Below are 13,751 nucleotides of genomic sequence, written 5' to 3' on the forward strand. Positions count from 1 at the left end.
ATTGCACGGGGGTTTTCTCCGTGCAATCATACAGTATGAACACCAAACGTCAGAGCTATCCGGGCGGGCTATCCGCGCTAAATGAACGCTACAACAGTCGGCGAGAACCCTTTGTTTTTTTCAAAGAATCCCTGCCTGATCTTGACGCTGATTTACATGCATTCTCTCAACAGACCGTGCCACAAACGGCGACGCAAAAGCTTGCGACCGAGCCTCAAAAAAACTCTTCTTGGGCAAACAAGCGACGCGCCATCGCAACAGAATTTGTCGGCAATTCACAACTCGCATATCTGAACGCTATGCTGATTGCGAACCTGCGCAAAAAGCAGGCGCCTGTTCAGGCGGCACCGTTATTCCTGAGACTTTGGCGCGAACAGTCGACCCATTTGATTGACGTGCTTGACCTGCGCTGGAAAGTCTCCTCGATCATGACATTTGCCGACCATGGTGACACAGACGTGCAACGCCAAGTCGGCCAAGCTTTGCGCATGCTGTTTGGCATGATGAAACTCTATGAATTCGAGCGGCTGTTCTCTGGTACGCCACCAGACGCGGCGCATCCTTTCAAGGGCCGCATCAAAGCAAATCTGCCGATGGATATGGATCCCTACTCGCTTCAGCACGGGGGCTTGGACATCAACCTGTTGGCACCCGTCTGGACCCTATCGCAGACTGATCCTGTGATCGCACCGCTGGCTAATCATTTGTTCGAAACGCTGAACGATGATCCCACAACGCTGTTTCGTCGGTTGGCCGCCATGCGTGACGAACGCGCCCGCATCAAGGCGTCGAAATAATGCGCTGGGGCGTGGTTGCCACAGTAAAGGCTCCGACACAGGCGGTTTTGAATTTCGCTGCGCACCATCTAGAGTTGGGCGCAGATCACCTGTTTATCTATCTGGATGAACGCAATGATGTGTCCCAATCGTTGCTCGCGGCCCACCCAAAGATAACCGTGACGCGCACCAATCAGGCCTATTGGACAGCCGACGGCAAGAAGCGACCTCCGAAACATCAGGTGCGCCAATCACGCAATGCCAATCACGCTTATGCACAGGCAAGCGACATCGACTGGTTGATGCATATGGACGTCGACGAATTTCTATGGCCCCAGACACACTCTGTTCGCGCTCTGCTGTGCGAAACGCCCTCCTCTGCACAGGTCGCACGTGTACGCCCCGTTGAGGCGCTTGCTCCAATGCACAGCCAAACAGACAACATTTCGCACTTCAAGGCATGGATCAGCGCCAAACAGGGGCGCGCAGAGCGCTCGCGGTCCGTTTACCCCACCTTTGGTCCATATCTCAGAGGCGGTTTTCTCAGCCATGTCCAAGGCAAGATATTTGTGCGCACGGGCCTTGAGGGGATGTCAATTCGGATACACAATGCGTTTCTGAATGATGTCGAAAACCCGAATTCCGTTGAATTACAGAATATCGATCTGTGCCATTTCCACGCGACCGATTGGGCAGAGTGGACACAAACCTTGGCCTATCGTCACAAAAAGGGCTCTTACCGCGCCGAAATGCGCGCGGCTCTGCCCGAATCCCAAGGCGGGCTGACGCTGCATGTCCTGTTCGACCAACTTCAGAAAGAAAACGGAATACGCGACTTCTTTGAAGAAGTCTGCTTGGCGACGCCAAAACACCTGAAAGCCCTGCAGACACATGGGCTTCTCCGAAGCTATGATATGGCTCTGGACACCTCTCGCCAAAAACATTTCCCGTCATTTCAGGCTTAATGTTGCCGAATTGGCGACAAAACAGCTCCATATCAGAGGTTTGATTGACCAAAGCCGCCCATTGGTCTACAACCCGCCGTGGGTCACATATGTGGCAAACCACGGGGCCAGACGGGCCCGACCCACACCCAGATGCTACGGGCCAGATGTGTCCGTAAACCACGGATACACATGACAAAATTCTCCGATCTCAACCTTAATCCCAAGGTGCTGAAAGCAGTCAGCGAAGCCGGATATGAAACCCCGACCCCCATTCAGGCCGGAGCGATTCCCCCAGCCCTTCTCGGGCAGGACGTTTTGGGCATCGCCCAGACCGGAACGGGTAAAACCGCCAGCTTTACGCTGCCTATGATCTCGCTCTTGGCACGAGGCCGCGCGCGGGCTCGCATGCCAAGAAGTCTGGTATTGTGCCCCACGCGAGAGTTGGCCGCACAGGTTGCCGAAAACTTTGATACCTACACAAAGCACCTCAAGCTGACCAAAGCGCTTTTGATTGGTGGCGTGAGCTTTAAAGAACAGGACGCCTTGATTGATCGGGGCGTGGACGTTCTGATTGCAACGCCCGGTCGCCTTCTGGACCATTTCGAGCGCGGAAAACTGCTTTTGACAGGTGTTCAGATGATGGTGGTCGATGAAGCCGACCGCATGTTGGACATGGGCTTTATCCCTGATATCGAGCGCATCTTCTCGCTGACGCCCTTTACGCGCCAGACCTTGTTCTTTTCCGCAACCATGGCGCCGGAAATCGAACGCATCACCAACACCTTTCTGTCTGCACCTGCCAGAGTAGAAGTTGCACGTCAGGCCACTGCGTCCGAAAACATTGAGCAAGGCGTTGTTATGTTCAAGGCCTCGCGCAAAGATCGTGAAGGCAGCGAAAAACGCAAGCTTTTGCGTGAATTGATCGCGCTTGAAGGTGACAAATGCACCAACGCAATTATCTTTTGCAACCGTAAGACAGATGTTGATATCTGCGCAAAGTCCATGACCAAATACGGTTTGGATGCAGCGCCAATTCACGGCGATCTCGACCAAAGTCAACGCATGAAAACCTTGGATGCGTTCCGCAATGGCGAGCTCAGATTTCTCGTGGCATCCGATGTGGCTGCACGGGGGCTTGATGTGCCGGATGTGACCCATGTGTTCAACTATGATGTGCCGGGGCATGCCGAAGACTATGTGCACCGTATCGGCCGGACGGGTCGCGCCGGACGTGATGGCAAAGCCATCATGATCTGCGTGCCGCGTGATGAAAAGAATTTTGCCGACATCGAGACGTTGCTGCAAAAAGAGGTTCCGCGGATCGAAAACCCGATCAAGGCGGCGAAACCATCCAAGCCTAGACCCAAACGTGCGGAAAAAGTCGAAACGCCAGAGGCCGCGGCCCCTGTTGCGCCAGCTAAGACCGCAGTCGAGCCCCCTGCCCCCCGCACAGAAGACAAGCCTGCGACCGCACAGCAGGATCGCCAGCCGCGTCGTGGCCGTGGTGGACGCAATGACCGTGGTGGTAAGGACAACCGTGTTGTCGGCATGGGCGATCATCTTCCCAGCTTTATCGCGCTGAGCTTTGACGAGCGCCGCGCAGGTTAGACAACACATCAAATCTCAATAAGAAAAGGGGCCAATCATGGCCCCTTTTTTTGTGCGTGATAGCTGACCTTATGGATCAGAGGTGGCCTTAGCTCATCCGGCTGACAATAATTGTCACTTCTGGCTTTTTGCCGATCTCTGTTTGACAGGTGTTTCTGGCGATCCGACGCAATTCGGTTTCAAGCTTGTCATCGTTTGACAGCGTTTTCTCGTTTGCACGCCCAAGGAACTGTGTGAGGTCCGCTTCGACAACATCCAGCAACGGCGCAAAGCTACGCCCTTGTTCAGGCAAGCCTTTGAGCTCGCACCATGCTTCGCCAAGCGGTTCGTCATCTTCGTCCAGAATGACCGTGACAATGACGTGCCCGTTCAGCGCCATGCGAATACGATCGCGGACCACACCGTCCAGTGCGCCAATTTTCACAGACCCGTCCAGATAGGTGCGACCTGTCTCTACGAACTCGGCCACTTTTGGTGACGCGCCCGTCAGATCCAGCATTGTTCCGTTCACTGCAACGATCGACTCGCGACCACGCTCTTTGGACAGTTTGGCATGTTCACGCAAGTGACGGTGTTCGCCGTGGTTTGGAATGACCATCTGCGGATTCACGATATCCTGAAGCCGCTCGAGGTCGGGCCGATTGGCATGGCCAGATACGTGATATTTGCCCTCGGAATCGTCGACAATATCGACGCCCATCTCAGAGAACTGGTTCATAATACGAATGACGCCACGCTCGTTTCCGGGAATGGTTTTCGACGAAAACAAAAACAGATCCCCCTCTTTCAACTGCATGCCGTTGTATTTTCCGCGCGCAAGCTGCGCGCTCGCGGCGCGGCGTTCACCCTGAGACCCCGTCACAAGAAGCATGAGGTTCTCACGTGGAATCCCGCGTGCATCCTCAATGCTCACAACCTTGGGAAAGCTGGTCAAAACACCGGTCTGGATGCCAGCTTCGACCATGCGGCGCATGGCACGCCCCATAAGGCAGATAGAACGACCTGCACGCTCGCCAGCTTCGGCCAGTGTTTTAACCCGGGCCACGTTGGAGGCAAAAGTCGTGGCCACTACCATTTCAGGCGCTGACGCGACCAGTTTTTCAATTTCCGGCCCAACGGTGGATTCTGACCGTCCCGGTTTCAATGAAAATACGTTTGTACTGTCGCAAATCAGGGCTTTGACACCATCCTTGGCGACATCCGCCCAAAGATCGGGGTCGAACGGCTCGCCGACAACAGGTGTTTCATCCAGCTTGAAGTCACCCGAATGGATGACGCGACCAGCAGGTGAGTCGATCACCAACGCAGCGCTTTCGGGAATCGAGTGACTGACGGGCAAAAATCCAACACTGAACGGACCGGCCTTGGTCACGACGGGCCACGCCGAGACTGTCTTGATTTCGGTTTCCGGTTGCCCTTGGTCTGCCATTTTGTGACGCGCAAGGTTGGCTGTGAATGCGCGCGCATACACCGGCACGCCCAGTTTTTCCCAGTAATGGCCAACGGCCCCAACGTGATCTTCGTGGCCATGTGTAATAAATACCGCTTCCAAGCGGGATTTGTTTTCTTCCAGCCAGCGAATATCCGGGAAAATCAGATCTACGCCTGGGCTGCTTTCCATATCGGAAAACGTCACCCCTAGGTCGACAAGAATGAGACGTTCTTTGTGCTTGGGGCCGTACCCATACACATATGCGTTCATTCCAATTTCGCCTGCACCTCCTAAAGGAAGGTAAATTAATCTTTCGCTGCTCACGCGGCCATATCCTTGTTGTATTTGTGTATTACGGTCAGCCCGTGCATCGTCAGATGTTCATCGAACGCGTCAAAAAGGCCCGTATCTTGCTGGAACAAAGGCGCCAGCCCGCCTGTTGCGATAACTTTCATCGGACGGCCGCGCTCTTCGCGAATGCGCGAGCTGATCTCGCGGACAAGTCCGACGTATCCCCAGAAAATCCCCGATTGCATACAAGCAACCGTGTTCATCCCGACGACGTTTTGTGGTTTTGTGATGTCAACATGAGGCAACGCCGCTGCGGCCATGTGCAGAGCCTCTAGAGACAGGTTCACCCCCGGGGCAATGACGCCCCCAACATAGGCCCCGTCGGTATCAACGACGTCAAATGTGGTGGCTGTGCCAAAATCGACAACAATCAAATCTCCGCCGTGGGTGTCAAACGCTCCGGCGGTATTGACCAATCTATCCGGCCCCACTTGGGTCCCTGCTTCGACGCGCGCATTGTGGGGTAAAAGACACTCGGGCTTGCCCACGACCAGAGGGCGACAGTTAAAGAACCTGTCGGCAAACACCCGAAGGTTAAACACAACGCGCGGCACCGTGGACGAAATGATGACATCAGTGATATCGGTTTCGATCTGATAGTGCTGAACAAGCGTGTGGAACCACGTGAAATAGGCATCAGCCGTGCGGGCGTGGTGCGTCGATGTCCGTAACGTGCACAGAAATTTCTCGCCATCCCAAATGGAAAACACGGTGTTGGTATTGCCACAATCGATTGCCAGAAGCATGATCAGCCCCTTGATGCCTAAAAGAAAATTTCAGCTGCGGGGATCGCCACAGCGCCTTTGGGTGTTTTCAACACCAGATTGCCTGCATTGTCCACCGTTTCAAAGACACCTACCGTTTCGTCACGTGTGGTTCTTGCGGTAATCACCTCGCCAAGTCTGGCGGCCCGATCCAGCCACGAAGCCCGAATTGGATCAAATCCATAGGTCGCGAATTGCGCCTCGTAGCGGGCATATGCTGGCGCCAAGATATCCAAAAAAGTTTCCGGATCCACATGTGCGCCGGTTTCCGACAAAAGCGATACAGGTCTAACAGCTTTTGTTTCAAGATCTGCTCCAGCCGGTGCCTGTGCCAAATTCACCCCAATCCCAATGGCGATATGGCTAATTTCCCCACCGGAGAACCCAGCACTTTCCAACAGAATTCCCGCAACCTTGGCCCCATTCAGCAGTACATCGTTTGGCCACTTGAGCGAAAACGCTTCGGGGCGACCTGTTGCCAGCACAAACGCGTCGAACAGCGCCAAAGACGCTACAAACGACCGTAACGCCATCCGGTCGGCAGGTTCAGCAGGTCGCATCACGAGTGTCGCGGCAAAGTTCCCCTTGGGATCAATCCACGGGCGGCCACGTCGGCCACGCCCTTTGGTTTGTGACAGCCCCAAGATCCACTCAGGCTTTGTCAATGTTGGCGCAATACGCGCGGCCTCAGCATTGGTGCTATCGACTTGGTCTAAAACGCGTCTGCCATAGTCTTGAGGCCAGCTTTCCATCACATGTCTCCGATCAATTTATTGCCAAAGGCCGTAGCTAAAAACGACGACGCGCCCCGAAAGGGGCGCGTGCAATACAGATTAAGAATATCTCGACGTGGTCAAGCCTAATTGACCAATGTCGCAGCCGCAGCTTGGGCGATGCTTTCGATACCGAACAGGTTCACAACCCCCACCAACATGATGGCGGCGGACGCCATAAGTGCACCCCAAAGGATCGGCGAGCGCCCCTTGTCGAGTACTTCGCCTTCTTCGCCGAAGTACATATAGTACACGATCCGCAGGTAGTAGAACGCGCCAATAACCGAAGCGACCACACCCAATACAGCAAGCCACACCAGCCCAGCATCATATGCTGCGCGCAGCACATAAAACTTGCCAAAGAAGCCGACCAGCGGCGGAACACCTGCCAGAGAGAAGAGCAAGATGAGCATCGCCAATGCTTTGGCCGGTTCGCGCTTGGAATACATGTTCAGCGACTGAATGTCGGTCACAGGCTGGCCATCTTTTTCCATGCTCAAGATGAAGGCAAATGTGCCGATATTCATCGTGACATAGATCGCCATGTAAATCAGCATCGACTGCACACCAAAGGCCGTGCCCGCTGCCAACCCCATAAGGGCATAGCCCATATGCGCAATCGACGAATAGGCCATCATGCGTTTGATGTTTGTCTGACCGATGGCAGCAACCGCACCAAGGAACATAGACAGCACCGACAGGGCCACAAGGATCTGTTGCCATTGGGAAACCACGCCCCCAAAGGCATCATGCAGAACCCGCGCAAACAACGCCATCGCAGCCACTTTTGGGGCTGTCGCAAAGAATGCAGTGACAGGTGTCGGAGAGCCTTCGTACACATCCGGTGTCCACATGTGGAACGGAACGGCAGATACCTTGAATGCCAAGCCCGCGGTGACAAATGTCAGCCCGAACAACATGCCAAGTGAGACATGCCCGTGTCCAACCGCTTCGATGATGCCCGAGAACAAGGTCGTGCCGGAGAACCCATAGATCAAAGACGAACCATACAGCAACAAACCAGAGCTCAACGCACCAAGCACAAAATACTTGAGGCCAGCTTCGGACGAGCGCACGCTGTCACGGCGCATGGATGCAATGACATAGAGCGACAGAGATTGTAGCTCGAGGCCCATGTAAAGCGCCATGAGGTCGCCTGCGGACACCATCATCATCATCCCAACTGCGGACAATGTGACCAGCACCGGGTATTCAAAACGAAGCATGCCGCGGCGGCTCATGTATTCTTGACCAATCGCCAGTACAGCCGCAGCAGACAACAAGATGGTGACCTTGGCAAAACGCGAGAACGCGTCGTCATGGAACATACCGTTGAAAGCCACGTTTTCGCCCGAACCCGACACGCCAATCCAGCTTGCCACAAGCACGAACAACACTGCGGTCACCCATGTCATCAGGGACGCGAGCCGGTCCTTGCCAGTGTACACCGCACCGACAAGCGCCACCATCGCGTAGATTGCCAGAAGGATTTCGGGCAGGATAATATTCAGATCAGCCTGGATCATTTTCTCAAGCTCTCCTTAATGCGATGTCATCTGGGCGCCCGAAGGGGCATGCGCCAGAGCGGTTTCATAGTTGGTAATCAGAGCCTCAACAGAAGGCCCAATGATATCTGTGATAAGCGCCGGATAGACGCCCAATAGCAGTGTCATGATCACCAGCGGCGCAAAAATCCATTTTTCGCGTGCCGTCATATCGGAAATCGTCTTGAGGCTTTCTTTGATCAGGTCCCCAAGGACCACCCGACGAAACAGCCACAAAGCATAGGCCGCCGAGAAGATCACCCCGGATGCCGCCACAGCCGCAACCCAAGTGTTCACCTTGAAAATCCCGACAAGCACAAGGAACTCACCGACAAAGCCAGAAGTGCCCGGCAGACCAACGTTGGCCATCGTAAAGAACATAAAGATCAGCGCATACGCAGGCATCCGCACGACCAGACCGCCATACGCGTCAATATCGCGAGTGTGCATACGATCATAGATCACGCCGACACATAGGAACAAGGCACCCGAAATAAAGCCGTGACTCAACATCTGGAAGATCGCACCATCAATGCCTTGTTGGTTCGCTGCAAAAATACCCATGGTCACATAGCCCATGTGTGCAACAGAGGAATACGCGATGAGCTTTTTCATGTCTTCTTGAACCAGCGCAACCAGCGACGTGTATACAATCGCAATTGCAGACATCCAAAGCACAAGATCCGTCATCACCTCTGCCCCGATGGGGAACATTGGCAAGCTGAACCGCAAGAAGCCATAGCCCCCCATTTTCAACAGGATCGCAGCCAGCACAACAGAACCTGCTGTGGGCGCCTGAACGTGTGCATCCGGCAACCAGGTGTGGACCGGCCACATTGGCATCTTAACCGCGAACGATGCAAAGAAGGCCAAGAACAACAATGTCTGAAGACCACCCACAACCTGAATACCCAAGACCGAGAACGTCTCAGATCCGAAGGAGTGGTTCATAAGCGTGGGAATGTCAGTGGTGCCTGCGTCCGAGAACATTGCAACCATCGCCACCAGCATCAACACCGATCCGAGGAACGTATAGAGGAAGAACTTGAACGATGCATAAATCCGGTTGGCGCCGCCCCAAATCCCGATAATCAGGAACATTGGGATCAAACCAGCCTCGAAGAACATATAGAACAGCACCAGATCAAGCGCCATAAACACGCCAAGCATCAGCGTTTCAAGCAGCAGGAAGGCGATCATATATTCTTTGACACGCGTATTCACGTTCCACGAGGCCGCAATCACAAGCGGCATCATAAAGGTGGTCAGCATCACAAACAGAACGCTGATACCATCAACACCAAGCTTGTACTTGAGGCCCATCAGCCATTCACGCTCCTCAACGAACTGAAAGCCCGTGTTGGAAGGGTCGAATTCAAACAAGATACCCAGCGAGACAAGGAAGGTGATGACCGTTGCCACCATCGCAACCCATTTGGCGTTCCGCTGTGCTGCCGCTTCTTCCCCGCGCAGGAAGATCGCTAGGATCGCCGCTGCAATCGCAGGGATAAAAGTGACTAGGGAGAGCAAGCTGTCGTTCATTAGTGCGCTCCTCCGCTGAGCGTCATCCATGTGATCAGGACTACAATGCCGATCACCATGGCAAAGGCATATGTGAAGATGTAACCAGATTGGGCGCGGCCCGCGAGTTTGGTGAAGAACGGTACAATACCCATCGCCACACCGTTCAACGCACCATCAATGACGTTTCCATCACCACGTTTCCAAAGGAAACGGCCAATCGCTTTGGCGGGACGTACGAAAATCACGTCGTACAATTCGTCAAAGTACCATTTGTTGAGCAGGAACAGATACAGCGGGCGCTGCGCGTCTGCCAGTTTCTTGGGCATCGAAGGGTTCCAGATATAGAACCACATCGCCACCACAAAACCGATGATCATCGCAACGAATGGGCTCACTTTAACCCAAGTCGGGGCATGGTGTGCTTCGTCCATCACATGATTGTCTGGCGCCATAAAGATCGCCCCTTTCGGAGCCTCGCCATGGTGTGCAGCCATCACTGGGGCATGCGCCGGATCGTCCATTTTTGCTGCGTGGTCATCGCCATGTGCCGCGTCATCGACATGAGTAACCTTGGCGTGCGTGTCTTCAGCCGCGTGGGTGTCAGACGATGCCGCCGCTCCGTGGCCGCCATCTGCCTGAGCAGTATGTGCAGGGATGCCAAAGAATTTGTTCACTTTGTCATGGTCGCCAAAGAAGCTGCCGTACCAGATCATCCCGGAGAACACTGCGCCAAGCGCCAGAAGTCCAAGCGGAACCAACATCACCATTGGGCTCTCATGGGCATGGTCGTGCGTATGCTTGTCGCCGCGCGCCTTGCCATAGAAGGTCATAAACATCAGACGCCAAGAATAGAACGACGTGAACAACGCAGCGATCACAAGCATCCAGAAGGCATAGCCGCCAGCGGTTCCGGCCCATGCGCTTTCGATCACGGCATCTTTAGACAAGAATCCAGCAAAACCGATATGGGTCAAAGGAATGCCAACGCCGGTAATCGCAAGCGTACCGATCATCATTGCCATGAAGGTATAAGGGATCTTTTTGCGCAACGCGCCATAGTTCCGCATGTCTTGCTCGTGATGCATCGCATGGATCACCGAGCCGGCGCCAAGGAACAACATCGCCTTAAAGAAAGCGTGCGTAAACAGGTGGAACATCGCGACAGAATAGACACCGACACCCGCCGCAACGAACATATAGCCCAACTGAGACATGGTCGAATATGCAATCACGCGCTTGATGTCGTTTTGCACCAAACCGATGGTCGCAGCCACGAAAGCTGTGGTCGCACCAAGGAAGGTGATAAACGCTGTCGCTTCGGGTGCGTATTCCATCAGCGGAGACATCCGGCAAATCAGGAAAACACCCGCAGTCACCATGGTCGCAGCGTGGATCAGAGCCGACACTGGAGTCGGGCCTTCCATCGCGTCAGGCAACCAAGTGTGCAAGAAGAGCTGCGCCGATTTCCCCATCGCCCCGATGAACAACAAGAAAGCAATAAGGTTCGCTGCATTCCAATCAGCCCACAAGAAGTGAAGCTGTGTATCCGCGAGCGCAGGCGCTGCTGCAAAGATATCATCAAACTTGACGCTATCGGTCAGCATGAACAACCCGAAGATCCCAAGGCCAAAACCAAAGTCACCCACACGGTTCACAACAAATGCTTTGATCGCGGCGGCGTTTGCAGAGGGCTTGCGATAGTAAAACCCAATCAACAAGTAGGATGCAACGCCCACGCCTTCCCAGCCAAAGAACATTTGAACAAGGTTGTCGGACGTGACCAGCATAAGCATGGCAAAGGTAAAGAACGACAAATATGCAAAGAAGCGCGGCTTATAGCTTTCGCCTTCTTTCCATTGTGGGTCGTGATCCATGTAGCCAAAGGAATAAAGGTGCACAACGGCCGAGACCGAAGTCACAACAATCAACATAATGGCCGTCAGCCGATCCAGGCGGATCGCCCAGGCGGTGTCCAATGTGCCAGACTGAATCCAGTCAAGAATGTGGATATACTGGGTTTGGCCATCGTGGCCAAGAAATACGATCCAGCTCAGAGCACAGGCAAGAAACAGCAGACCTGTCGTCACATACTGTGCGCCTTTTTCTCCGATAAACCGCCAGCCAAAGCCGCCAATCAGGCTGCCGACAAGCGGTGCGAATAGGATAATCTTTTCCATTGTCGCTTAGCCTTTCATGACGTTGACGTCTTCCACCGAGATCGTGCCCCGGTTGCGGAAGAAAGAGACGAGGATAGCAAGGCCGATCGCAGCTTCAGCAGCCGCAACAGTCAGGACGAACAAGGTAAAGACCTGTCCGACGAGATCGCCAAGGAAGCTTGAGAAAGCGACCAGATTGATGTTGACCGACAAAAGCATCAGTTCGATCGACATCAAAAGGATGATGACGTTCTTCCGGTTCAGGAAGAGGCCAAAGATACCAATGACAAACAATGCTGCTGCCACGGTTAAGTAATGTTCAAGTCCGATCATGTTCGTCCCTCGGTCCTTATTCTTCCAGTAGCGAGCTCTTAAAGGCCCTGCCCCGGTTTTACATCTTTCAATTCCATGGCCTCAGCAGGGTCACGCCACATCTGCGCCAAAACATTTTGACGTTTGACATCTTTGCGATGACGCAGGGTCAGAACGATGGCGCCAATCATGGCCACCAACAGGATCAAGCCCGCCAACTGGAACAGGAGGAAATATTGGTCGTAAATCAACAACCCAAGTGCTTCGGTGTTCTGTACACCTTCAGGCGCTACAGCGGCACGTTGGGCTTCGGCGACATCAGATGCCTGCCATGCGCCCACAGCCATGCCGAACTGCATCAGCAGGACAACACCGATCAACAAGGCCAGTGGCATATATTGCGCCATCTCCGCCTTGAGCTCGGCAAAGTCGACATCCAGCATCATCACCACAAAGAGGAAAAGCACGGCAACCGCGCCCACGTAGACAATCACCAAGAGCATTGCCACAAATTCGGCACCCAACAGAACAAACAGCCCTGCCGAGCTTAGGAATGCAAGAATAAGCCAGAGCACCGAATGCACCGGATTGCGGCTTACTACGGTGAACAATCCGCCAACGATCACACAGATCGCAAACAGATAGAAGGCCAGCGCTGCAATAGTCATGTGTCACTTTCCTCGTTTTCAGCCAGAACCTCTTGGGCGATTTCAAGCGCCTTGGTCGTGGCCGGAATGCCAGCAAACATGGACATCTGTCCGATTGTTTCGGCAATTTCTTGTTTCGTAGCCCCTGCTTCGAGCAGGTGGCGTACAGTTAGTCGGATTTGCGCCTCGGCCTGAGCACCCAGAACAGTCAAAGCGGCCAAGGTCAAAAACAGGCGTGTTTTCGCATCAAGACCGTCTTTGTTGAACGAGTTGCCAAAGAACATTTCCATCATATCTTTGGGCATCGTTGGCCACAGCTTTTCAAACCCTTTAGGTGTAAAGGATTCCAGCGCAGGATTCATGGCTTTGGCCATTTCCTGATACTGCGCGATCATCGCTTCAAATGGGTTCGGGCTATCGGTCATCGGTACGGTGCATCCAGTTCTAAGTTACGCGCAATCTCTGCTTCCCAACGTTCGCCGTTTTCCAAAAGCTTGGCTTTGTCATAGAACAGTTCTTCACGTGTTTCTGTGGCAAATTCAAAGTTCGGACCTTCGACGATCGCATCAACCGGACAGGCCTCTTGGCAGAAACCGCAGTAGATGCATTTGGTCATATCGATGTCATACCGTGTGGTCCGGCGGCTGCCGTCTTCACGTGGTTCGGCATCAATTGTGATCGCTTGTGCGGGGCAAATCGCTTCGCACAGTTTACAGGCGATGCAACGCTCTTCCCCATTGGGATAGCGACGCAGCGCGTGTTCACCGCGAAAACGTGGCGACAGAGGCCCCTTTTCGTGCGGATAGTTCAGCGTCGCCTTGGGCGCAAAGAAATACTTCAGCCCAAGTTTGAAGCCACCGATGAAATCGCTGAGCAGGAAATAGCCTGCGGCGCGCTTGTAGTCGATATTCGCCATA

General features: G+C 53.9%; 13 protein-coding genes. 3 read left to right on the forward strand and 10 right to left on the reverse strand.

Annotated elements, in window-relative coordinates; translation table 11 throughout:
* Positions 1-20: 20 nt before the first annotated feature.
* The 3 genes from FAP39_RS03655 (at position 21) to FAP39_RS03665 (ending at position 3,331) form a co-directional block, all read left to right on the forward strand.
* Positions 21-797, forward strand: a complete 777-nt coding sequence (locus tag FAP39_RS03655) for a hypothetical protein (protein WP_138015031.1) — start codon at positions 21-23, stop codon at positions 795-797.
* A complete protein-coding gene (locus FAP39_RS03660; RefSeq protein WP_138015032.1) occupies positions 797-1,741 on the forward strand; it encodes a glycosyltransferase family 2 protein in 945 nt (314 codons plus the stop codon). The genes FAP39_RS03655 and FAP39_RS03660 overlap by 1 nt, the downstream gene beginning before the upstream one ends.
* Before the next feature lie 171 nt (positions 1,742-1,912).
* A complete protein-coding gene (locus FAP39_RS03665; protein WP_138015033.1) occupies positions 1,913-3,331 on the forward strand; it encodes a DEAD/DEAH box helicase in 1,419 nt (472 codons plus the stop codon).
* Positions 3,332-3,419: 88 nt separating this feature from the next.
* On the opposite strand, the gene FAP39_RS03670 is transcribed toward FAP39_RS03665, so the two are convergent.
* The 10 genes from FAP39_RS03670 to nuoI form a co-directional block, all read right to left on the reverse strand.
* Positions 3,420-5,087 carry a ribonuclease J gene (locus FAP39_RS03670; protein WP_138015034.1) on the reverse strand — a complete coding sequence of 556 codons (1,668 nt, stop codon included), beginning with the start codon at positions 5,085-5,087 and terminating at the stop codon, positions 3,420-3,422.
* Entirely contained in the window at positions 5,084-5,860 is a 777-nt protein-coding gene (locus tag FAP39_RS03675; protein ID WP_138015035.1) for a type III pantothenate kinase, read from the reverse strand. Before FAP39_RS03675 ends, FAP39_RS03670 begins: the two co-directional genes overlap by 4 nt.
* 17 nt (positions 5,861-5,877) lie before the next feature.
* On the reverse strand, positions 5,878-6,630 hold the full coding sequence (locus FAP39_RS03680) for a biotin--[acetyl-CoA-carboxylase] ligase (RefSeq protein WP_138015036.1): 753 nt from the start codon (positions 6,628-6,630) through the stop codon (positions 5,878-5,880).
* A 107-nt stretch (positions 6,631-6,737) separates the two neighbouring features.
* On the reverse strand, positions 6,738-8,177 hold the full coding sequence (gene nuoN / locus FAP39_RS03685) for an NADH-quinone oxidoreductase subunit NuoN (RefSeq protein ID WP_138015037.1): 1,440 nt from the start codon (positions 8,175-8,177) through the stop codon (positions 6,738-6,740).
* Between the two features lie 15 nt (positions 8,178-8,192).
* The gene (locus tag FAP39_RS03690; RefSeq protein WP_138015038.1) at positions 8,193-9,767 is read right to left on the reverse strand and encodes an NADH-quinone oxidoreductase subunit M; all 1,575 of its coding nucleotides are present in this window, start codon (positions 9,765-9,767) and stop codon (positions 8,193-8,195) included.
* Positions 9,737-11,896 carry an NADH-quinone oxidoreductase subunit L gene (gene nuoL, locus FAP39_RS03695; protein WP_138015039.1) on the reverse strand — a complete coding sequence of 720 codons (2,160 nt, stop codon included), beginning with the start codon at positions 11,894-11,896 and terminating at the stop codon, positions 9,737-9,739. Before nuoL ends, FAP39_RS03690 begins: the two co-directional genes overlap by 31 nt.
* 6 nt (positions 11,897-11,902) lie before the next feature.
* Complete coding sequence (gene nuoK, locus FAP39_RS03700; RefSeq protein WP_138015040.1) at positions 11,903-12,208, reverse strand: NADH-quinone oxidoreductase subunit NuoK; 306 nt, start codon at positions 12,206-12,208, stop codon at positions 11,903-11,905.
* A gap of 38 nt (positions 12,209-12,246) precedes the next feature.
* Complete coding sequence (locus tag FAP39_RS03705) at positions 12,247-12,855, reverse strand: NADH-quinone oxidoreductase subunit J (RefSeq protein WP_138015041.1); 609 nt, start codon at positions 12,853-12,855, stop codon at positions 12,247-12,249.
* Positions 12,852-13,259, reverse strand: coding sequence for a carboxymuconolactone decarboxylase family protein (locus FAP39_RS03710; RefSeq protein ID WP_138015042.1), 408 nt, complete (start codon positions 13,257-13,259; stop codon positions 12,852-12,854). Before FAP39_RS03710 ends, FAP39_RS03705 begins: the two co-directional genes overlap by 4 nt.
* Positions 13,256-13,750, reverse strand: a complete 495-nt coding sequence (gene nuoI, locus FAP39_RS03715; RefSeq protein WP_138015043.1) for an NADH-quinone oxidoreductase subunit NuoI — start codon at positions 13,748-13,750, stop codon at positions 13,256-13,258. Before nuoI ends, FAP39_RS03710 begins: the two co-directional genes overlap by 4 nt.
* Between the last annotated feature and the right edge of the window lies 1 nt (position 13,751).

It is taken from the genome of Shimia litoralis, from assembly GCF_005518135.1.
In the GTDB taxonomy this organism is placed as follows: Bacteria; Pseudomonadota; Alphaproteobacteria; order Rhodobacterales; family Rhodobacteraceae; genus Shimia_E; species Shimia_E litoralis.